Below are 21,707 nucleotides of genomic sequence, written 5' to 3'. Positions count from 1 at the left end.
GGCGATCGCCGGTCCCGAATCGCGCCGCATCGGCTCCAGCAGCACGTCGGCCTCGAGCCCGATCTCGGCGAGCTGCTCCAGCACCATGAAGCGGTAGGCCTCGTTGGTGATCACGATCGCCCGCTCGAACGTTGCCGCGTCCGACACCCGCAGCAGCGTCTCCTGGAAGGTCGAGCGCGCCCCGAACAGCGACAGGAACTGCTTCGGATGCACCTCGCGCGAGGCCGGCCACAGCCGGGTGCCCGCGCCGCCGCACATGATCAGGGGGATAATTCGTCGGTTCATCGATGCCTCAAGTTCTGTCGTGAATCATGATCTGATGAGCAAGAACGATGCCAAGGTGATGCAAGGAGAGATACCAAGCCACCGACCTCGTGTTCCGCCGGCGCACGTCTTAAACGCCGACCACTTCATCCCTGTGAAAGTGACCGAACAAGGACGAGTGCACGGCATTCTCCACGCGTCATATTTCTGTGCCTCAAAGGTTGCTCTCTGCGCGTGAACACCATGGCCCGATCCGTGCAGCGATCATCGAACATGATCACGCTAGCGAGCATTCGGGCGCGCTTGATGCCATGCGCGGCACGAACCAAAGACGCGTTTGCGCACGTGGTCACGACAACAATTTGGTGAAACTGTGAATCGATCAACCCGATGATCAAATTTCGCGCAAGGGCTGTGTATCGAAATTGCATGCCAACGCAAACGGCGATTGATCGCACCGGCCCGATGTGCTTCCCAACGCACCGATCCGAAGAGGCAACGACTTGAAGATTTTCATCAACGGCCGCTTTCTCTCGCAAAAGCTGACAGGCGTGCAGCGCTATGCCGCGGAAATCGTCAAGGCGGCGGACCAGCTTCTGGCATCGGGAGCGGCGCCAGCGCCGCTTCAGGGCGCGGAATGGACGGTTCTTGCCCCGCTCGATGCCAGCGAGCAGCTCGCACTGAATGCCATAAGGATTCGCAATATCGGCAAGTTGAATGGTCACGCCTGGGATCAGGTCGATCTTCCGCGCGCTGCCGCCGGCGGACGCTTGATCAGCCTCGCGAATTCCGGACCGGTGCTGCATTCCAATCATCTCGTGGTCATTCACGACGCGCAGGTGTTTCGGCGGCCCGACTTTTTCGGCTGGCGCTATCTGGCGGTGCATCGCAGCCTCGATCGGCTGCTTGCCCGCCGCGCGACCATCGCCACGGTGTCCGACTTCTCACGCCGTGAACTGGCGGCCGTGCTCAATCTACCGGTTGCGAAAATTCCTGTATTCTCCAACAGCGCCGAACACTTTGCCGTCACAAAGCCGGATTTCGCGATTCTCGACCGACTTGGTCTCGCGCCTCAGCGCTATTTTCTTTGCGTCGGTTCCATGACCAAGAACAAAAATATTTCCTTGGCAATCGAGGCGGCGCGGACGCTGAATCGTCCCGACGTGCCGCTGGTCGTGGTCGGCGGCGACAACAGCAAGGTGTTTCAGGGCAAGGCAACCGTGGCGGATCCGGGCGTGATCCTCGCGGGCCGGTTGAGCGACAACGAGATCGCCGCACTTTATGCGCGTGCCCTGGCCTTCGTGTTCCCGAGTCTCTATGAGGGATTCGGCGTGCCGCCGCTGGAAGCGATGCTGTTCGGATGTCCGGTGATCGCCTCCACCGCCGACGCGGTGCGCGAAACCTGCGGCGATGCGGCTGCCTATTTTGATGCCACCAACGTCGGCGAGTTGCGCCAGCGCATGCTCGAAAGACTGGCAGCCGGCGCGATCGGCGACGAAGAGCGGAACAGACAGCGCGCACGCATCGCGGCGTTTTCGTGGCAAAAGTCCGCGGAAGCCTTGATGCAGTTCCTGTCGGCGCCAACGCCCGCAAAAGCGGTGCATGCAGGTAGCAGCTAGGCGGCATGCGCCCGCGTCGCCGCGAGGCGGCAGCGCGCATGATTCGATTACCACGAACAATCTGCAATTGAATTCGTCCAAATTGAACGCAACGACGAGTTCCGCAGATCGCGGCGCGCAATAACCATCCTGCGCGCACCTTCATCACAATACGCTCATCGAACGGTCACAGTCGGCGCTGATGTGCCTCATTTTCACGAAGCCGTCGTGATTGATGCGGCAAAAGATGATGGCCCAAGAACATCACATCGCGGCCACAATATTGCTTCGCATCTAAATGCACTTTAGCTTTATCGAGCTCGGCTTAGCGAAGGATCAACCGTGTCAGGTCTCACCACACCACCGATCAAGGTTCTGCACGTCGCCGAAACGATCCGGGGCGGCATCGCGAGCTACCTGAACGAGCTTCATCCACAGCAGCGCGCGAGCTTTGGTGCCAGCAACGTGCATTATGTGGTACCGTCCGATCACCGCGCCGACCTCGTCGCCATCGAAGATGCCGACATCACCACGTTCGACCGCTCCGGCCGCAGCGTGACGGGACTGTTTCAGATGCTGCGCGCGGCCCTGCACGCAATCGATGTCATGCAGCCGGACATCGTCCATCTGCATTCGTCCTTCGCCGGACTCGTGCTGCGCCCGGCGCTGGCCGCGCGGTCGCGCCGTCCGCGCGTGATCTATTGCCCGCATGGCTGGGCGTTCTCGCGTGAGACCAGCCGACTGAGCCATCGGGTGGCGAAATTCGCCGAGAACGCGCTGGCCCGCACGTCCGATCGAATCATCTGCATCTCCGGCGACGAACACACCGAGGCGGTCCGCGCCGGCATTGCGGCCGATCGCCTGAGCCTCGTGCACAACGGCATCTCGCGCAATCGTCCGGAGCCGCGCACGATCGCGGCGAACTGGCCGACCAAGAAGACCAAGGTGCTGTTCATCGGCCGCCTCGACCGGCAGAAGGGCTACGATCTCCTGCTCGACGCCGCGCGATCGCTCGAAGATGTGCTGGATGTCCGCATCGTCGGGGCGGCGGTGGTCGGCAAGTTCGACCGATCGAAAGTCCCGCCCAACGTCTCCCTGCTCGGCTGGCTCGACCGGCAGCAAATCGAGGCGCAGCTCGATGCCGCCGATATCGTCGTCATCCCGTCGCGATGGGAGGGATTTGGCCTCGTCGCGCTGGAGGCGATGCGCGCGGCCAAGCCGATCCTCGCCTTCCGCATCGGCGCCCTGCCCGAGATCATCGAGGATGGCGTGACCGGCGTGCTCTGCGAGCCGGTCTCCGCCACCCAGCTCGCCGCGGGCTTCAAGCGGCTGCTCGAGACGGATCTGGGCGTGCTCGGGCGGCGCGGTTACGATCGTTTCAAGCAGCTCTACGACATCGAGAAGACGCATCGCAGCCTGCGCCAGGTCTACATCGAGGTCCTGCAGGGCGATCCCGCGCGGTCTAAACAGCAGACCGCACTGCAATCCAATCTGTCCAACACTTTGTAACTGCGGCGCGCGAGCATTTGCGGCGACCGGGACGGAAGTCACGCCGACGCGGTGCCGTGCTGCGAAGCACTGAGAGGATTAGGCGAAGCTTGCTGGCCGATATGCACATGACCGCGAAAATCTCGAGCTCGTTCCGGACGTGCGGCGCGGGCTGCCGACTGGCGGCGATAGCCGTCGCGCTCGGCGTTGCCGCGCAGCCGGCAAGCGCCGAGCCGCAGCAGCCGCTGGAGCAGCGCTTCATCCTCGGTGTCGGCACGCATCAGGGGCTGGGCGGCCCCGTCAGCACGCGCGGCTATGTACCCTCGGTCAACGTCGACCAGATCAGACAGCTCGGCCTCACCGCATTCCGTGACGATTTTCCGTGGTCGGATTTCGAGCTGCCGGGACGGCGGATGGGCTTCACGCCGCAGCTCGGCCGGCTCCAGCAACAGATCAAGTCGGGCGTCGGGCGTCCGTTCCTGATCCTCGCATTCGGCCATCATCTCGTTCCGAACTCGATGCCGCCGACCACCGACGAGGCGCGCAAGCGGTTCGCCGACTACGCGGCGGCCGCCGCGCAATCGGTGGCGCAGCAGCAGCCGGTATTCGAGCTCTGGAACGAGTGGAACGGCGCGGCGAAGAAGGATCCCGCCGGTTTCTCGGTTGACAACTACCTCGCGCTGGCCAAGGTGACGCAGCCTGCGGTGAAGCGCGTTGCGCCGAACGCGCAGTTCGTCGTCGGCGCGATTGCCGACGATCCGGGCTTCGCCTGGACGCAGCAGATGCTCCGCAGCGGCGTCCTGCAATATGCCGACGGCATCTCGATCCATCTCTACAATTTCTGCATGGCGCCGACCCGGCGCACGGCCGCGGAGATCATCGAACGGCTGCAGGCGTTTCGCCAATTGGTGACGCAGGCAAGCGGCAAGCCGGATTTTCCGATCTATGTCACCGAGGCCGGCTGGACCACGGCTTCAGCCAAATGCGGCGTCAGCGAGCAGGTGCAGGCCGACAATCTGGCGCAGTTGATCCTGTGGGCCTCGACGGCCGCGTCCTGGCTGAAGGGCATCTCGATCTACGAGCTCAAGGACAGCGGCAAGAATCCGGCGGAGCTGGAGGACAATTTCGGTCTGTATCACTTCGACAACAGCCCTAAGCCTGCGGCCTGCGCGGTACGCGGCGCCTGGGCCTTCGTTCGCTCCAGCGTCAAGGCCGAAGCCAAGAAGCTTGGGAACGACGTCGTTGCCGTCAAGGCCGCGAGTGCCGACGGCGATAGGGTCGCGGTCTGGACCCAGGATCAAAGCCGTCACTACGAGGTCCGCCTGAAGGGCGATGTCCCGAACGCGACCTTTGAGACGCCCTGCGAAGCATCCGCCGAGCCCGCATCGGGCGGCTGGATGCCGGTTTCGAGCACGCCTCTTTTGATTACCGCGGTCGGCGGTGCGCTACCCGACCTGGAATTGCGGCCAGCCCGGTAGCTGGTCGATGCAAAGTGCCTGAGTCCGTACCTTGGACCGGTGGCGTGCAATGCGCTGGCCGGGACGCATTCTCGAGAGAGATTGACAATGAAGATTCTTTTGACGTCCTCGCTCTACCCGACACCGAAAGCGCCGAAGCTGGTCGGCGGCGCCGAAGTCTTTGCCCGCCGCTTCGCCGAAGATCTGAGAGACCATGGCGACGAGGTCGAGGTGATCCGCGCCGCGTCGGGGCCAAATCAGGAGCCTGAGCGTTGCAACGGCATCGACGTCTACTCGGCACCGGTGCACAACGTCTACCTGCCGTTCACGGAGCAGCGCAATGTCGCGCTGCGCAGCCTGTGGCACAGCGTCGAGGATTGGCAGATCTTCGCGCCGATGGTCGCCGAGCGCATCCGCACCTTCAAGCCCGACATCCTGCACTCCAACAACCTGTCCGGCCTGACCACCGCGATCTGGCGCGTCGCCGCCCAGCTCGGCGTTCCGGTCATCCACACCATCCACGATTACTACCTGACTTGCCCGCGCTGCTCGCGGTTCACCGACGGCCGGGTCTGCGAGCACACCTGCCCGACCTGCGAGCTGCTCACCTATCATCGCCGCCGCGCCACGCACTGGCTCAGCGCCGTGGTCGGCGTCAGCCAGCGCGTGCTCTCGATCCACACCGACCTCGGCCTGTTCGCCGACACCCGGATCCGCACCGTGATCCACAACGCCTCGACGGCACCGCCGACCACGCCGCACCCGCGCCCGGTCTGCACCGGCGAGCTCACGTTCGGCTTCATCGGCCGGCTGACCGAGGAGAAGGGCATCGAGAATCTGATGCGCGCGCTCGCCATGCTGCCGCGCGAGAATTTCCGCACCTTGATCGCCGGCCGCGTCAGCGAGCCGGAGCAGCGGCGCCTCAGGGCGCTGGCGCCGGATGCGCGCGTTGAGTTCATGGGCTTCGTCGCCCCCGACGATTTCTACCGCGCGGTCGATGTGGTGGTCGCACCGTCGATCTGGCACGATCCGGGACCGCTTGTCGTCGCCGACGCCAAGGCCGCCGGCCGGCCGCTGCTCGGAACACCGTTCGGCGGCATGCCGGAAGCAATCGAGCACGGCGTCACCGGCTGGCTGACCGATCCCGATCCGGAATCGCTGGCGACCAGCATGCGCGCCATCGCGGCCGATCCGCAAAAAATCGTCGAGATCAGCGAGCGGCTGATCAACGCGACCAATGTGTGGACGTTTGCCGACGTCGTCACCGAATACAGGAAACTGTACGACCGCCTGTGCGAGGCAGGATCGGCGATGCCCGAATCCGCGATGTCGCTGCGCGCCGGCTGAGATCGCTCGACCGGCCGCCGGAAGCTGCGGCGAAGCACCTTCAGGGCCGACATGATCCGCCTCTTCGCCATTGCCGGCTACGTCTACCAGAGCCTGCTCGCGATCGTCCTGATCTTCGCGGGCAGCCATCTGCTGCCGGCCGCCGATTACACCAACTTCTCGCTGGCGCTGGCATCGAGCCAGCTGCTCTGCGTCTTCATGTTCGAATGGCTGCAACTCGCCGGGCTGCGCTTCCTGGCGGCGGCGAAGGAAGCTGAAGCCGCACGACTACGCGCATCGCTGTTCGCCGCTGGGGGCTTGAGCGCGGTGGCACTGGTTGCCGTCGGCGGCGGCGCCTCATTGTTCAGCTCGCTCGCGCGCGAGGTCGTCGTGATCGGGCTGGCCATCGCGGTGCTGCAGGGCGTCACCGATCTCTACTTCCTGGCGATCCGCCTGTCGGACGGCCTCGGCACGGCCTCCTTCCTGATGGCGCTGCGGGCGAGCGCCGTGCTGGGCGGAGCCGTCACCGGCGCGCTGGTCGGCGGCAGCGCGCAGGCGACGCTGCTCGGCGTCGCCGCCGGCCATGCCATCGGCCTCCTCGTCGGCATGATCGCCCATCGCACGCCGCTGCAGATCGTATCGTTGCGGATCATGCTGTCGCATTGGGCCGAGTTCTGCCGCTACGGCATGCTCGCGGCCGGCGCCTCCGTGGTGCATCTGTCGGTCCCGGTGATGCTTCGCTTCATCGTGATCGGCAGGCTCGGCGCGACTGACGCCGGCGCCGGCTTCTCGGTCGCGCTCGATCTGCTGCAACGTCCGTTCTGGGTGCTCAATGCGGCGATCCACACCGTCAGCTATCCGGATGTGGTCCGCGACTTCGAACATGGCGGCGAGCTCAAGGCGCGGCAGACCACCGGCCGGATGTTCGACTTCATGGTCTGCACGACGCTCGTGCTGCTCGGCGGACTGATCGGATTCATGCCGGACGCGGGTCGCCTCCTGTTGCCGCTGGCCAGCCAGGCCGGGTTCCAGGCGACAGCGCCGGTCGTGGCGTTGTTTTGTTTCCTGCACACCCACCTGCAAGCCACCGCGGCCGTCGTTCCGCATCTGGAGAAGCTGGCGGTCCGGCTTGTCGCCGTCGCCGCGGGACAGCTCACGCTCGTCGTGATGAGCACGGCGATCGCAAGCCGGATCGGCCTGTCGCCGGTCGCTTCGGTTGCCTGTGCGGCGATTGCGACCGCGTTCACCCTGCTCTTCGCGCTCGGCCCGATCATCAGGTTCCGCGCCCTGCTGCGCTGGCGGCTGGCGACCGAGGCTGCCGTCGCCGGGGCCCTGATCGCCTCGCTCGCCGCCCTGCCGTCGCTGCCGGCATACTGGCTTACGGGCAAGATCGCCGTCGCCGGACTGCTGACGGCGATCGTCGCCTGGCGCGGCGACTTCCTGATGCTGGCCCGTCGCAATCGGACGTAAGGCAATGGCTTGTGCACGCGACCGTGTTGTGCACGTGACCGTGCGCGCTGGTTAAGAATTCCTGTCAGACGGAACCATAACCGCACTTCAATCAAAGATTGTACTGACGTACACTACTCTTCCGAACGAGAGAATCGCGTCGACCTCCACTGCTCGATGCGACAATCCGCGCATAAAAATTTTTCGTCGCCGCATTGGCGTTTCGTCTATCCGTAGAATTGCGGAAGCACATTCGCGGCGCGCGCGAGATGATAGATCAATTCGAACGTCGAACGCGCGACGCGATCACTCGCCTGTCGTGAAGAACAGATAAAACAGCAGCAAGCGTAGCTGTTATGCGAGTGAATTCGTAAGCCGCCTGCGCAGATTTTCGGCAATCGCGATCCTCAGCGCAAGAATTCTCGAAAGCGCCTTCGTCACGCCATCGTGCTTCGTGATGAATGCGCGCATCGCGCAATGGCGGCGGCAGCAAAGTTCCTCGACGGAACTTCCGGGCCCGATCTCGTCTGCTTCGATTTTTATCTGAAATTCATACCCAAAGTAGACGCTTCACCACTAAGCCAGCGGACAATTCCGTTCGCCTCCAAAATCGAGCATGCAATGTCGACATCCGACCAGACCGTCCTCTCCGCTAGCGGCTTCATCAACTCCATCGGCGTGAACACGCACGCCGGATTCGCGTGGGGTGGCTACAACAATCTCGCGATGATGACCGACGACCTCAAATATCTCGGCGTCACGCATCTGCGCGATGCGATGGCCACAAGTCCCGCAGCGGCGCCCGTCGTGGAAGGCCTCGCGGAAGCGGGCTATACGTTCGATTTCATCGTGTCGTCGGCGCTTCCGTCCTCGGGCAGCGCGGGGCTGCAGAAATACCTGGCATCGCTGGAGAAGTTCCTTGCGGAGAATCCCGGCAGCATCACCGCGATCGAAGGGTTGAACGAGGCCAATCATCAGCCGTTCTCATATAATGGCAGTTCGAGCCTCAGCGCCGCCGCGCAGTTCCAGAGCGCGCTCTACGCGGCGGTCAAGGCCGACAGCAGCCTCGCCAGCATTCCCGTCTACAATCTCTCGCTCGCCTACAACGACCCGCAGGGCTACAAGCAGCTCGGCGACATGTCGGGCTCGACCGACTACACCAACGCCCACGCCTATGTCAGCACCGGCACCAACCCGGAAGACTCGCTGGCCGCAACACTGGCGGCGGTCAAGTCGGCCGCGGCCGGCAAGCCCGTGGTCATCACCGAGACCGGCTACACCACGCAGGAAAACACGACCTATCTCGGCGTCGACCAGACCGTGCAGGCAAAGTCGATCCTCAACACACTGGTCGATGCCTACAAGGCCGGCGTCTCCTCGACCTATCTCTACGAGCTGTTCGACCGCAACTCGGCCGCGAGCGACACCAACCCCGAAAACAATTATGGCCTATTCAACTCCGATGGAACGCCGAAGCTCGCGGCGACCGCGATCCACAATCTGACGACCATCCTGGCTGACGATGGCACCGGCGGCCATCAGCCGACCGACCCGCTGAACTATTCGCTGACTGGTATGCCCTCGACCGGGAACAGCATGGTGCTCGGCAAGAGCAACGGCACCTATGACCTGGTTGTCTGGGCCGAGCCGCGGCTGTGGAACGATGCGACCGACACAGAAATCTCGAATCCGACGCAGACTGTCACCGTCAATCTCGGCGGCGTGCATCATTCCGTCAACGTCTACGATACGATGGGCGGAACCACGCCGATCGCGACCTATACCGACGTCAGCACCCTCACGATTCCGGTCAGCGATCATCCGATCATCATCGAGATCGACGCACCTGACACCACGCCGACGTCGCCGCCCAACCCGACCGCTGTCAGCGGCACCGCCGCCGAGATCGTGCCGCAGCTCTCCGAGCTCAATGATGCGAGCGCGCTGCAGTCGATCACGCTGACGGACACGCATGTGCTGCCCGTCGCTTCGACATCGACGATGAACTACATCATCTCGCACTACGGCAAGGCCTTGGCGGCGATCCAGGGCGGCTACTCGTTCTCGGTGACCAATGAGTCCACCAACTGGACCCAGACCCGCAGCTACGATTCGACCGGAAAGCTGACGTCGACGTCGAACACCGGCCTGGACAGCCACGGCCAGCCGATGACGACCAACATCACGTATACCGACGGCTCCTCGGATGCGATCAGCTATACCAACGGCGTGAAGTCCAGTTTCATCCACGTCGCCACCGACGGCACCCGCACCACCGACAGCTACAATACGGCGGGCGTCGTCACTAAGGAGGTGGTGCAGAAGCCGAACGGCTACTACTCGACCACGCTTTACAGCAACGGCGTGAAGACCCAGGCCTATGTCAAGAACGCCGACGGCAGCCAAGACAACACCACCTATAACGTCACCGGCCAGAGCTACACCACGCAGGTTCAGCACGTCGACGCGACCGGCAAAATCACTTCGGTGACCCGCACTCACGCCGACGGCTCGCTCGACTCCACGCAGGTCTACAACAGCGACGGCAGCAGCGTCATCACCACCTACAACGCCGCGGGCGTCAAGCAGGTCGAGACCGACTACCACGCCGACAAGAGCAAGGACGTCTGGACCTACAACATCACCGGCCAGAACTACACGACCGAGCACGATATCTACGACTCGACCGGCTTCCTCACCACGATCGCGCGCCGGCACGCCGACGGCAGCCTCGCCTTCAAGCTGGTGCAGACCAAGGACGGCACCAAGACCAGCGACTGGTACGACGCCAAGGGCGTCATCACCAGCGAAGTGGTGCAGATGGCCAATGGCTACAACTCAACGACGACGTACAGCAACGGTGTGAAGACCGCGGCCTATATCCACAACGCCGATGGCAGCCAGGACAATTGGTCCTACAACGTCACCGGCCAGAGCTATACCACGCAGCATCAGCATATCGATCCGTCCGGCAAGGTCACCGCAGTGACCCGCACCCACGCCGACGGCTCGCTCGACTCGACGCAGGTCTACAACAGCGACGGCAGCAGCGCAGTGGCCTATTACAATGCCAGCGGCGTCAAGATGTCGGAGACCGACCGCCACGCCGACGGCTCGCGGGACGTCTGGACCTACAACATCACCGGCCAGACCTACACGACCGAGCACGACATCTACGATGCGAGCGGCTTCCTCACCACGCTGGTGCGCCGGCATGCCGACGGCAGCCTCGCCTTCAAGCTGATCCAGACCAAGGACGGCAGCAAGACCACCGACTGGTACGATGCGTCAGGCAATCTGACCAGCGAGGTGGTGCAGATGGCCGATGGCCACAACTCGACGACGACCTACAGCAACGGCGTGAAGACCGCGGCCTACATCCACAACGCCGACGGCAGCCAGGACAACTGGTCCTACAACATCACCGGCCAGAGCTACACCACGCAGCACCAGCACATCGATGCGTCGGGCAAGGTGACGGCGTTGACCCGCACCCACGCCGACGGCTCGCTGGACTATACCCAGGTCATCAATCCAGACGGCAGCAGCACGATCGCGACCTACAATGCGAGCGGCGTGAAGATGACGCAGACCGACTATCACGCCGACAAGTCAAAGGACGTCTACACCTACAACATCACCGGTCAGAACTATACGACCGAGCACGACACCTATGATGCGACCGGTTTCCTGACCACGCTGGTGCGCAGCCATGCCGACGGCAGCCTCGCCTTCAAGCTGGTGCAGACCAGCGACGGCAACAAGACCACCGACTGGTATGACGCCACGGGCAATCTCACCAGCGAGACGGTGCAGAAGTCCAACGGCTACACCTCGACCACGCAATATAGCGGCGGCGAGATCATGAATGTGTACGTCACCAACGCCGACATGAGCCAGGACAACTATTCCTACCACATCACCGGGCAGACCTACACCAGCCAGCACCAGCACATCGATCCGACCGGCAAGGTCACCGAGGTCGACCGCCATCACGCCGACGGCAGTCTGGACTACACCCAGGTCGTCAATCCCGACGGCAGCAGCGTCGTGACCAACTACAATGCGGCCGGCGTCAAGACCACCGAGACCGACTACCATGCCGACGGTTCGCGCGACGTCTATCTCTCCAACATTGCCGGTCAGACCTACGCCAACGAGCACGACAGCTACGACACGACCGGGTTCCTGACCAGCATCGTGCGTACTCATGCCGATGACAGCCTCGCCTTCAAGCTGGTGCAGACCCCCGACGGCACCAAGACCACGGACTGGTACGACACGTCGGGCGTCATCACCAGCGAGGTGGTGCAGAAGGCCGACGGCTACAATTCGACCACCTCCTACACCAACGGCATTGCGACGGCCGCCTACATCCACAATGCCGACGGCAGCCAGGACAACTACCGCTACAACATCACCGGCCAGACCTACACGACACAGCATCAGCATCTCGATGCGGCCGGCAACCTGACGGAGATTGACCGGACCCACGCCGACGGCACGCTGGACTACCAGCAGGTCATCAACAGCGACGGCAGCAAGCTGACCGACTACTACGACAGCGTCGGTAACAAGACCCAGGAAGTCGCCAACAACGCCGACGGCACGCGGGACGTGTTCCTGTTCAACTTCAACGGGCAGCAGGGTCTGACCCAGCACGAGAACTACAATTCGTCGAATCAGCTGCAATTCTTCGACGATTACAATACGAGCGGCGTCCACAACGTCACCGCGGTGGCGTCAGGCGTCACCCTGCAGGGCGGCAGCGGCAATGACGTGTTCTCGGCGACGCCAGCATCGACCACGGTTCTGTTCGATCGCGGCCACGACCAGGTCTTCAACTTCCAGGCCGGCGATGCCTCGACCCATGACATCATCGAGATCTCCAAGGCGCTGGTCACGGATTACAGCCATCTGCAAATCACGCAGGCCGGCACTGATGCGATGGTGACAATCTCGGCCGACGATTCGATCCTGCTGAAGAACATCAACGTCGCCAGCCTGACCAGCCACGACTTCCTCTTCGTCTGAAGACGGCGGATTGTTGGCGAGACTGCATCAACAATACGGATGACCGGAACGGGCAAGGCCTCGTTCCGGTCATCCGATCAATTATTGGGCGCCTGCCTCATGGCGAGGCGCGGATGCGCGATAAACAATCTTTATTCCGCGCGATTTGAACCGTAGCGTGATGCGAACGGACCGGTTCGCAGTTCCGGCGCGGCATCACCTTGATTTGCGCCGCGCGATCCAGAGCCGCGAACTTGTGTCACAATCGGTCTCTAAAGAAAAACATCCGCCGCACGAGACTTGATGCCCGACATGGAAGCCACTGAGCCAAGACGATTCGTCGTTCTCGATTTCTACCGCTTCGTCGCCGCGCTCGGCGTCTTCATCTTTCATCTGAAGAACATCGACAAGGGCATTTCGCCGGCCTGGAACGGGTCCTACGGCCTGTTCGTCGACATGTTCTTCATCCTGTCCGGCTTCGTGATCTCCTACTCCTATCCGTCGACATCGACCGGCATCCGCTCCTATGCCCGCTTCCTGGTCCGGCGCATCGCGCGGATCTATCCGCTGCATCTGTTGACGCTGCTGGCCTTCGCGGGCCTCGCCTTCATCGGGATCGCGGGCCCGACCGCGCATTCCGGCCTCACCGACTTCCTCTACAACCTGTTCCTGGTGCAGGCCTGGGGCGTCACCGACCATTTGAGCTTCAACTCGCCATCCTGGTCGATCAGCGCCGAGCTGTTCTGCTACCTTCTGTTCCCGCTGATGATGGCGCTGGCCACGTCGGTGCGTCCGATCGTGCTCGCGATCATCGTCGCGGCGAGCTATGGCATCCTTGCGCACGGTTTCCTGCCGATCTGGGCCGAGCGCTCGCAGATGTACGGCGCGAATTTCGACTATGGCATGCTGCGCGCGCTGCCGAGCTTCCTGAACGGCATCCTGCTCGCGATCCTGTTCAAGCTGTCCGGCCCCTACCGCAAGAAGCCGGTCGCGATCGCGGGCATCGCGCTGTTCGGACTCTCGGTCGTGATCCTCAACGTCTTCGCCAAGCCCGATCTTGCGATCATTCTGTTCTCGCTCGCGATCCTATGCACTGCGGTCGGCGAAAGCGCGTTCAAGCGGTTTCCCGGATCGGCCTGGCTCGGCCGCCTGGGCAACACGTCTTATGCGATTTATATGCTGCACGAATTGCTGCTGATCCTGCTGTTCAAGCCGGCCTGGAATTATCTCGGCCTGCAGCCGGGTGCATTTGCACTGTTCGCGCTGGGCTGTTGCGTCGTGCTGACGATTGCGGCCGACGTCACCTACACTTTTGTCGAGAACCCGGCACGCAAGCTGCTCAACCGTCTCGCTCCGGCGGCCGACAAGCCGGCAGCGACACTCCGCCCCGCCAGCGGCGAGGTGCTCGAGCTCGGCGAGCGCGGACAGACGGCGAGCGCCGGTTAGTCGGCTCGGGCGGAGCGTCGGATACGGCTCATGATCTGATGCCACACCTGCTTCACCGCGGGACGCGCCACCAGAAGGACGACGGCGAGATAGACGACGGCGCCGAGGACGGTGAGCACCGCAAGCCGCAGCCAGGGCGACGCCGGCGGCAGCGCGTAGGACGCGGTCACCACCGCGGCCGCCATCACCGCGGAGCCCGTGAAGGCCGGCAGCAGCGCCGCAGCATATCGCTTCACCGGAAGCGCGAGAATGCGGATCGAGGCGCCGGCGGACAAGGGATACAGCAACAGTGCGCGCACCACATAGCCCACCGCGATTGCGACCAGCCCGAACGGCGCGGCGACGATGAAGATCGCGATGTTGGAGACCGCGTAGATGAGGGTCAGCCAGGTCTGCCAGTGCGGCTTGCCGAACGCCAGGATCACCGAGTGATTGTAGAGCCCGATGGTGGTGAGAAATCCCGTCACCGACATGATCGACAGCAGCGGCGCCGATTCCTGCCATTTGGCGCCGAAGAAGGCGAGGATGAGGTCCGGCGACAGCGCAGCAATCCCGACAAAGATCGGCGCCGTCAGCAGCGAGGTATACATCACGAAATCGAGCAGCGTCGCCGCCGACGCGCTGCGGTCGTGCTGCAGGCCGGCGACGGTCGCAAAAAACACCCGGTTGAGCGCATTGCCGATCACCGTGCTGACGGCATTCACCAGCCGCTTGGCGAGGCTGTAGAAGCCGGCGCCCGCGGCGCCGGTGTACCAGGTGACGAAGATCAGGTCCGAATTGGCATTGGCAAAGTTCGTGACGCCGGTGAGCGCCACATAGCGTGCATAGCGCAGCAGCTCATAGGCGGTGTGCCGGCTGAACCGGAAACCCGGACGCCACGGCGTCAGCGACCACAGGCTGACCAGCGAGGTCAGCGATGTCGTCACCAGCTGTCCGACCAGCGCCAGCACGCCATAGCCCTGGCTGGCAAGACCGATGCCGACTGCGCCACCGATCGAGATCGAGAGCATCGAGCGCATCGCCAGCGAACGAAACTGCTGGTTGCGCGTCAACCATGCTTCGTGCGTGCGCGACAGGCCCTGCACCGCGACCACGATGCAGAACCCCTTCAGGACGAGAGACAGGTCATGCAGGCCCGAATAGCGCTCAAGCGCATTGCTGGAGGCGAACAGCAGGGCGGCGGCAAGCAGCGAGAATCCCGCGATCAGCCAGAACGAGGCGTTGTAGTCCTCGTCCTTGGGCTGCGCGCGCGCCTGCACCGCGACCGCGATGCTCTCGATCAGCACGGCGCGGCAGAAGTCCAGCGCCAGCGCGCCGCTCGCCACGATGCCGAGGATCTGCGGCGACAGCAGCCGCGCCATGATGACGTAGATGGCGAGCGTCAGCGCCTGCGCGACCGCGGAGTCGATCGTCGACCAGATGACGCCCGACACGATCGAGCGCGGCTTGATAGGAATCTGTTGGTTCAAGGTCAAACTTGCCGGATATGTTCAGACACGGGCTGCCACACCAACTCCACCAGAACGCCCCGATACGACCAACAGTCGCCTTGCCTCGACGCAGGAATGACACTATCGGTACCCTACCATCTGGGACACAACGCTGCATGAACTTTCGACACGACTTCCGAAAATTGATCAGGAAGCTCGGCTATGACTATGCGTATCCGCTTCCATATCCGCACGTCGAACTGTTCTTCTGGGAGCCGGACGACGGAACCGTAAACTTCGGCGATTTCTTGTCCGCGGTGGTCGTCGACCAGTGTTTGCGACAGTTCGGCTACACCCGCGCCGATGAAACTTCGCGCAGCGCGCGCATGCTCGCGATCGGGTCGATCCTGCATTATGCGCGCAACGGCGACGTCATCTGGGGCTCGGGACTGAACGGCCGCGAAGGCCAGAAGGACCTGCACCCGTCGGTGACGCATCTCGACGTCCGCGCGGTGCGCGGCCCGCGCACAAGGGAGATCCTGCAGCGCCGCGGACAATCGGTGCCCGAGGTGTTCGGCGACCCCGCATTGCTGTTGCCGCATCTGTTTCCCGGCCGCTTCCAGCCGCGCGCGAAGGTGCCGTGGGCGTTCGTGCCCAATTTGCACGACATCCGCCTGTTCGATCCCGATGCAGCCAACATCATCACGCCGCTCGGCTCGTGGAATCGTCGGATCGAGGCCATCCTCGAGGCGGAGTTCGTGCTGGCGAGCTCGCTGCACGGCATCATCGTCGCCGAGGCCTATGGCATCCCCGCGCGCTACGTCAGGTTGAGTAACGCCGAAGCCGAGTTCAAGTATCGCGACTACTATGAGGGCACCGGACGCTTCGATGTCGAGTTCGCGACCAGCATCGAACAAGGCAAGGAGATGGGCGGCGCAGCTCGCCCGAAGTTTAGTCATCAGCCATTGATCGACGCATTCCCTGTCGATCTCTGGAGCAGAAGCTGACACCGGGCTTACAACTCGAAGTCCACCATCCTGTTATCGCACTCGCGCCGAAAATTTTCCGCGCGAGCGATTGATCTGCGCCATTCAAAAGACACGCACGAACGGATAGTCGGCGCCGCTGCCGATGTCGCGCGCCGCTTTGCGTAGCGCCCGACACAGAGCGAGGTGCGAATTCGTTGCGCTCTGCACTTACGACTCCTGACCGGCAGCGCAGCGCTTTTCTGGCGCGCGATACTTCGTTGTTGCATTGATCGTTTGCCTCTCCAGTAGCGCCTGAAGACTCCAGCTCCACCGTCGGGAGAAGCCTGTCTTGACCGAACTCAACATGCGTTTCTCCGAGGACGAGCAGTCGCGCAACATGCGGCGCGGCGCGCTCGCCGGCGTCGCCACCCAGATCGTGCGCGTCGCGACGCAGGCCGGCTCCGTCGTGTTGCTGTCGCGGCTGCTGACGCCCTCCGACTTCGGCACCTACGCGATGGCCTCGCCGGTGCTGGCGTTCGCCGTGCTGTTTCAGGATCTCGGCCTCGGCCACGCAACGGTGCAGAAGGACGAGCTGACGCAAGACGAGCTGAGTTCGCTGTTCTGGGTCAACCTCTCGGTCGGGGCGCTGCTCGCGGTCACCCAGGTGATGCTGTCGCCGCTGGTCGCGATGTTCTACGGCGATCCGGATCTCGCCGCGCTGACATCGGGCATGAGCCTGACGCTGCTGCTGAGCGGCGCCGACGTCCAGCATCTGTCGCTGCTGACCCGGCAGATGCGATTCTGGACGCTGGCCGGCCTGGAATCGGCTGCCGCGCTGAGCGGGCTGCTGACGTCGATCGTGATGGCGTTCTTCTGCCACAGCTACTGGGCGATCCTCGCCGGCAGCCTCGCCTCGGGCGTGGTGCTGGCGGGCGGCGCCTGGCTCAGCTCGGGATGGCTGCCGTCGAAACCTAGCTCGATCACCGGCGCCCGCGACATGCTGAATTTCGGCCTCGGCGTCACCGGCTTCAACCTCGCCGAATTCCTCTCGCGCAACACCGACGGCGTCTTGATCGGCAAGGTGTGGGGCGCCGCGCCGCTCGGCGCCTACAATCGCGCCTACCGCCTGCTGCTGTTTCCGCTGCAGCAGGTCACCAATCCGATGATCCGGATCATGCTGCCGACACTGTCGAGCCTGTTGAAGGAGCCGGAGCGCTACCGCGACTCCTTCCGTCGCGCCGTGCTGCCGGCCTTTCTCGTCGTGCTACCAGGCGTTGCATTCATGATCGCCTCGGCCGACACGCTGGTCGAGATCCTGCTCGGCGCCCAGTGGCGGGACGTCACGCCGATCTTCGTCGGCCTCAGCGTGGCGGGACTCTTGCAGACCACCAACAGTCCGGCCAACTGGCTGTTCCTGAGTCAGGGCCGTACCCGCGAATATATGCGCTGGGGCATGTTCAGCGCCCTCACCTCGATGCTCGCCTTCGCCTGCGGACTGCACTTCGGCCCGGTCGGCGTGGCAAGTGCGTACTCGCTCAGCGAATGCCTGCGCACGCCGATGCTGTGGTGGCTGGTCGGACGCGACGGCCCGATCCGTCACCGCGATGTCATCAAGGTGATCGGACCGCATCTGGTCGGCGCCATCGCATCGGTCGCGGCGGCCCTCCTCTTGCATCGCTGGCTCTTGATGCAATCGATCGACGCCGTGCCCAATCTCGCGGCATGCTTCTGCATGTCCTATGCGGTCTCGTTCCTGATCGTCGCGCTGTTTCCGGTCAGCCGCGACGAGATCAGGCGCTACGTGCCAAGTTTCAGCAGCCGATGATGGGATCGGCGCGCGGGCCTGAATTCAGCCGTGTTCATCGCTATCTTTGCGGGCAGTCATTCACCGCGACACGAGAGCAATCCGGTGCACGGAACCAAGGCCATCTATCAAAAGCGTCGTCTTCGTGTCGCAATCTATGCGCCGCATTTCTCGGAGTATTCGTATCGGCTCGCCGCCGGCCTGGCGCGCCACTGCGATGTCCGCCTGGTGCTCAATCGCAAGGACGCCAACCAGCAATGGGAACTGTCCGCGATCCCGGCGCCGACGCCATTCGACACGAGGATCCGCGACCTCAGCCTGCGCGGCGCCGGCGCGATCGGCCTGCCGAACTCGTTCCGCGACGTGATCGCATTTCGGCCCGATATCGTGCATTGCCACGAATGCCCGGAATACTACACCGCCGCCCTGATGGACCTGCTGCGCATCTCGAGCATCCCGCAGGTTCTCACCGTCCACGACGCCATCCCGCATTCCGAGGGCGGCTCGGGCACCAATCAGAGGGAGGAACGGCTGCGCGGCCGGATGCGCTCCGCCGCGGCGCATGTCACGCTGCACGGCGCGAGCTGCATCGCCGACTTCCGCAGGGCGTCGCCGGACTTCAAGGGCGGCGTCACCTCGTCGATGCACGGTGTGCTGATGGTGCCGCCGGCCAATGCCGCGCCGATTGCGCCGATCGCCGGCCGCATCCTGTTCTTCGGCCGAATGTGGGCCTACAAGGGGCTCGACGTCTTCCTCGACGCGATCGACATGCTCGCCAAGCGCGGCGTGCCGCATCAGGCCGTGGTCGCAGGCCGCGGGCCGGAGATGACGCGGCTCGGCGCGCGGATGGGCGCGATGCCCACGATCGAGGCGATCAACGCCTATATCTCGCCCGCCGACACCAGCACGATGTTCCAATCCGCCGCGGTCGTCGCCCTGCCCTACAAGGATGCGACACAGAGCGGCGTGCTGGCATCGGCGTTCGGCAATCAGCGGCCGGTGGTGGCGAGCGCGACCGGCGGCATTCCCGACGTGGTCACTGACGGCGTCAACGGCCTGTTGGTGCCGCCCGGCGACGCCGCCGCGCTGGCAGACGCGCTGGAGCGCGTCCTCACCTCGCAATCGCTTGCCGCGACCCTGGGCGACGGCGCGCGGCAGACCGCGACCGTCGCGCTGAACTGGGATCGCATCGCAGACGAATTGTTCTCGACCTACCGGGGCCTCGCCGGCGTCGCGGCCTGACCACCGCGCCGCTTGCGGTCAGACCGACTGCTCGACCTTGCCGAGCGGAGGAAACAGCAGGCCGCGGAACGCCTGGTCCAGCAGCCGGCGCAGCCGGACCTCGATCAGCTCATAGCTGATCGCGCTCGCGGCCAGCGCCATGATCGAGCCCAGCACGATGAAGCCCCCCCACAACAGCCAGCGGTCGACGCCCATCGCCACCAGTTTCAGCCCGGTGACCTGGAGCGGAAACAGCACGAAGGGATGCACGAGATAGAGGCTGTAGCTGATCTTGCCGACATATTGCAGCGCCGGCGTGCTGAGCGCATCGGCAAGGCCCGAGCCGCGTCCCAGCACCATCGCGAACAGCAGGAAGCCCGGCAGCAGGCCGACAAACGGATGGAACAGCGTCAGGCTGGCGTAGAGCACGGCGCCGCAGGCCAGTCCGACGGTGAGCCCGGTCCGCCCCGGTATGCTGATGCGGAAGTCGATGGCGCTGAACAGCATGCCGATACAGAAGAACGCGGTGATCGGCCAATGCAGCACGCAGGCGAGCCCGAGCACGACCAGGGGCACCGCCAGCAGCCAGCTGCCGCCGCGCACGACGGCGAACACCAGCGCGAACCAGATATAGAACGCCCACTCATAGGTCAGCGTCCAGGCGTTCTGCTGGGCGATCGGCAGCCCCAGCGCATCCTGCAGGAAGAACAGATTGGCCAGGAAGATCCCGACATAGCTGCCGGGATCGATGCCGCGGAAGAACTTGTAGCCGACGATCGGCCCGACCACGAACAGCGCCAGATGCAGCACGACGAACACCGGCATGATGCGCAGCACGCGATCGAAGAAGAATTTCGGCAGCGAGCCGTGGCGCACGAGACTCGCCGGAATCAAAAAGCCGCTGATCATGAAGAACAGCTCGACGCCGTGCCCGCCGACATTGATCACCGACTGCACCCACAGCCAGAGCGGCGGCAGGAAGCCGGGGTTCGGGATGTCGTACACGCCGCCCTTCGGCATGTCGTAGAAGTGGTCCATCAGCACGCTGAGCGCCGCAATGGCGCGCAGCCCCTGCACCGACGGCACGAAGCCGCCGTCGTCCTTGGTGCCGTGCTGGACCGCCACCGGCGTCATTCGGCGGGTCCGGGACCGCTGAGAACAGGCTCGAGCGCCGCGGGCCGCTTGCGCTGCGAGCGGAACCGGTGCCCGAAGCTGATGCACGGCTTCTCGACATAGGTATAGGTCACCCAGCTCGCGAGCAGCGAGGCCGCCACGATCACGCCGACGAACAGCGCCCAGCCGAGCGGCCCGTCGCCGATATTCATGCCGTGATGCACCCAGACGATCACGAACGGCGACATCAGATAGACCGAGTAGCTGATCACCCCGACGAACGCCATGCTGCGCCAGGCCATCCGCTCGCCGAAGGTCGCGAACAGCAGGAACAGCAGCCCGGCGCTGACATAAGCCGATCCGATCGAATAGCTGTAGAAGAAGTTCTCGTGATAGACGCCGCCGAACCGCTTGTAGGACAGCGTGATGGCGAAGATGCAATACAGCAGCATGCAGCCCGCGACGTGCTGCCAGCGCAGCTTGCCGCCGATCACGGTGTCGCGGATCACCTTGCCGAGGAACATCGCGGTGAGGTTGAGCGCAACTTCCATCAGCGACCACAGCAGCCGGTTCTCGATCGCGATCGCACCGATGGTGCAGACCAGCGACGCGGCGACGACGATATAGACCGCCGTCATGTGCCGGTTCAGCAGGCCGATCGCGAACAGCACGGTGCAGCCGATATAGAAGATCAGCTCGATCGCCAGCGTCCAGTAGATGATCCAGAGGTTCGGAACGTTCACGAAGGTCTGGAACATCGTGACGTTGGTGAGGATCTGCGGCAGCGAATAGGTCTTGCCGTCGAGCAGGAACATCGTGAGCAGCCCGATCACGATCGAGGTCCAGTACGCCGGATAGAGGCGGAAGAACCGGCTGATGGTGAAATCGCGGACCGGCGTCGCGCTGTCAGGGAAGCTGAACGGGATCACGAAGCCGCTGACGAAGAAGAACAGTACGACGCCGAAGCGGCCGAAATTGATGTAGTAGCCGATCGCGTCATGGAATGCCCAGTAATAGTCGCCGGTCGGGTGATTTTGCACGATCACCTCGAGCGCGTGCTGCAGCAGCACCGCCATCACGGCGATGCCGCGCAGCGTATCGATGAATGCAAGCCGTTTATGCATCGCCTC

Annotated in this window: 14 protein-coding genes; 10 read left to right on the top strand and 4 right to left on the bottom strand. The window is 63.7% G+C overall.

The features are described from left to right. Positions 1–285, bottom strand: a 285-nt coding sequence (locus J6500_RS27165; RefSeq protein WP_249781398.1) for a sugar phosphate nucleotidyltransferase, incomplete at its 3' end; no start/stop codon positions are given. Positions 286–767: 482 nt separating this feature from the next. Here J6500_RS27165 and J6500_RS27160 point away from each other — a divergent pair. The 7 genes from J6500_RS27160 (at position 768) to J6500_RS27130 (ending at position 14,041) form a co-directional block, all read left to right on the top strand. After that, positions 768–1,883 carry a glycosyltransferase family 4 protein gene (locus J6500_RS27160; protein ID WP_225715770.1) on the top strand — a complete coding sequence of 372 codons (1,116 nt, stop codon included), beginning with the start codon at positions 768–770 and terminating at the stop codon, positions 1,881–1,883. A 321-nt stretch (positions 1,884–2,204) separates the two neighbouring features. Then, positions 2,205–3,371 carry a glycosyltransferase gene (locus tag J6500_RS27155; protein ID WP_225715769.1) on the top strand — a complete coding sequence of 389 codons (1,167 nt, stop codon included), beginning with the start codon at positions 2,205–2,207 and terminating at the stop codon, positions 3,369–3,371. Between the two features lie 107 nt (positions 3,372–3,478). Continuing rightward, complete coding sequence (locus J6500_RS27150; protein WP_225715768.1) at positions 3,479–4,828, top strand: hypothetical protein; 1,350 nt, start codon at positions 3,479–3,481, stop codon at positions 4,826–4,828. 87 nt (positions 4,829–4,915) lie between these two features. Then, positions 4,916–6,154, top strand: a complete 1,239-nt coding sequence (locus tag J6500_RS27145; RefSeq protein WP_225715767.1) for a glycosyltransferase family 4 protein — start codon at positions 4,916–4,918, stop codon at positions 6,152–6,154. Between the two features lie 51 nt (positions 6,155–6,205). Beyond that, positions 6,206–7,603: a polysaccharide biosynthesis protein gene (locus tag J6500_RS27140; protein ID WP_225715766.1), complete on the top strand. Its 1,398-nt coding sequence runs from the start codon at positions 6,206–6,208 to the stop codon at positions 7,601–7,603. Between the two features lie 600 nt (positions 7,604–8,203). Beyond that, entirely contained in the window at positions 8,204–12,616 is a 4,413-nt protein-coding gene (locus J6500_RS27135) for an RHS repeat domain-containing protein (protein WP_225715765.1), read from the top strand. 282 nt (positions 12,617–12,898) lie between these two features. Beyond that, complete coding sequence (locus tag J6500_RS27130; RefSeq protein ID WP_225715764.1) at positions 12,899–14,041, top strand: acyltransferase family protein; 1,143 nt, start codon at positions 12,899–12,901, stop codon at positions 14,039–14,041. Here the strand turns inward: J6500_RS27130 and J6500_RS27125 are convergent. Next, the gene (locus J6500_RS27125; protein WP_225715763.1) at positions 14,038–15,510 is read right to left on the bottom strand and encodes a lipopolysaccharide biosynthesis protein; all 1,473 of its coding nucleotides are present in this window, start codon (positions 15,508–15,510) and stop codon (positions 14,038–14,040) included. The genes J6500_RS27130 and J6500_RS27125 overlap by 4 nt on opposite strands. A 17-nt stretch (positions 15,511–15,527) precedes the next feature. Between J6500_RS27125 and J6500_RS27120 the strand changes: the two genes are divergently transcribed. The 3 genes from J6500_RS27120 (at position 15,528) to J6500_RS27110 (ending at position 19,485) form a co-directional block, all read left to right on the top strand. Further along, positions 15,528–16,478, top strand: a complete 951-nt coding sequence (locus J6500_RS27120; protein ID WP_225715772.1) for a polysaccharide pyruvyl transferase family protein — start codon at positions 15,528–15,530, stop codon at positions 16,476–16,478. A 310-nt stretch (positions 16,479–16,788) separates the two neighbouring features. Then, positions 16,789–18,264 (top strand): lipopolysaccharide biosynthesis protein, encoded by a 1,476-nt coding sequence (locus tag J6500_RS27115; protein ID WP_225715762.1) that lies wholly within the window; start codon positions 16,789–16,791, stop codon positions 18,262–18,264. A gap of 84 nt (positions 18,265–18,348) precedes the next feature. Beyond that, on the top strand, positions 18,349–19,485 hold the full coding sequence (locus J6500_RS27110; RefSeq protein ID WP_225715761.1) for a glycosyltransferase family 4 protein: 1,137 nt from the start codon (positions 18,349–18,351) through the stop codon (positions 19,483–19,485). 18 nt (positions 19,486–19,503) lie between these two features. On the opposite strand, the gene J6500_RS27105 is transcribed toward J6500_RS27110, so the two are convergent. Then, positions 19,504–20,598, bottom strand: coding sequence for an acyltransferase family protein (locus J6500_RS27105; protein WP_225715760.1), 1,095 nt, complete (start codon positions 20,596–20,598; stop codon positions 19,504–19,506). Next, on the bottom strand, positions 20,595–21,701 hold the full coding sequence (locus J6500_RS27100) for an acyltransferase family protein (RefSeq protein ID WP_225715759.1): 1,107 nt from the start codon (positions 21,699–21,701) through the stop codon (positions 20,595–20,597). The genes J6500_RS27105 and J6500_RS27100 overlap by 4 nt, the downstream gene beginning before the upstream one ends. Between the last annotated feature and the right edge of the window lie 6 nt (positions 21,702–21,707).

The sequence above is a fragment of the Bradyrhizobium semiaridum genome (assembly GCF_020329505.1).
GTDB classification, from domain to species: Bacteria; Pseudomonadota; Alphaproteobacteria; order Rhizobiales; family Xanthobacteraceae; genus Bradyrhizobium; species Bradyrhizobium semiaridum.
The sequence above is the reverse complement of the archived record's forward strand: the minus strand, read 5'-3'. Positions and strand labels throughout refer to the sequence as shown.

Coding starts and splice junctions, on each gene's coding strand:
- J6500_RS27100 (WP_225715759.1), bottom strand. CDS start 21,701: ATGCATAAACGGCTTGCATTCATCGATACGCTGCGCGGCATCGCCGTG.
- J6500_RS27150 (WP_225715768.1), top strand. CDS start 3,479: ATGACCGCGAAAATCTCGAGCTCGTTCCGGACGTGCGGCGCGGGCTGC.
- J6500_RS27105 (WP_225715760.1), bottom strand. CDS start 20,598: ATGACGCCGGTGGCGGTCCAGCACGGCACCAAGGACGACGGCGGCTTC.
- J6500_RS27135 (WP_225715765.1), top strand. CDS start 8,204: ATGTCGACATCCGACCAGACCGTCCTCTCCGCTAGCGGCTTCATCAAC.
- J6500_RS27145 (WP_225715767.1), top strand. CDS start 4,916: ATGAAGATTCTTTTGACGTCCTCGCTCTACCCGACACCGAAAGCGCCG.
- J6500_RS27130 (WP_225715764.1), top strand. CDS start 12,899: ATGCCCGACATGGAAGCCACTGAGCCAAGACGATTCGTCGTTCTCGAT.
- J6500_RS27120 (WP_225715772.1), top strand. CDS start 15,528: ATGTTCAGACACGGGCTGCCACACCAACTCCACCAGAACGCCCCGATA.
- J6500_RS27140 (WP_225715766.1), top strand. CDS start 6,206: ATGATCCGCCTCTTCGCCATTGCCGGCTACGTCTACCAGAGCCTGCTC.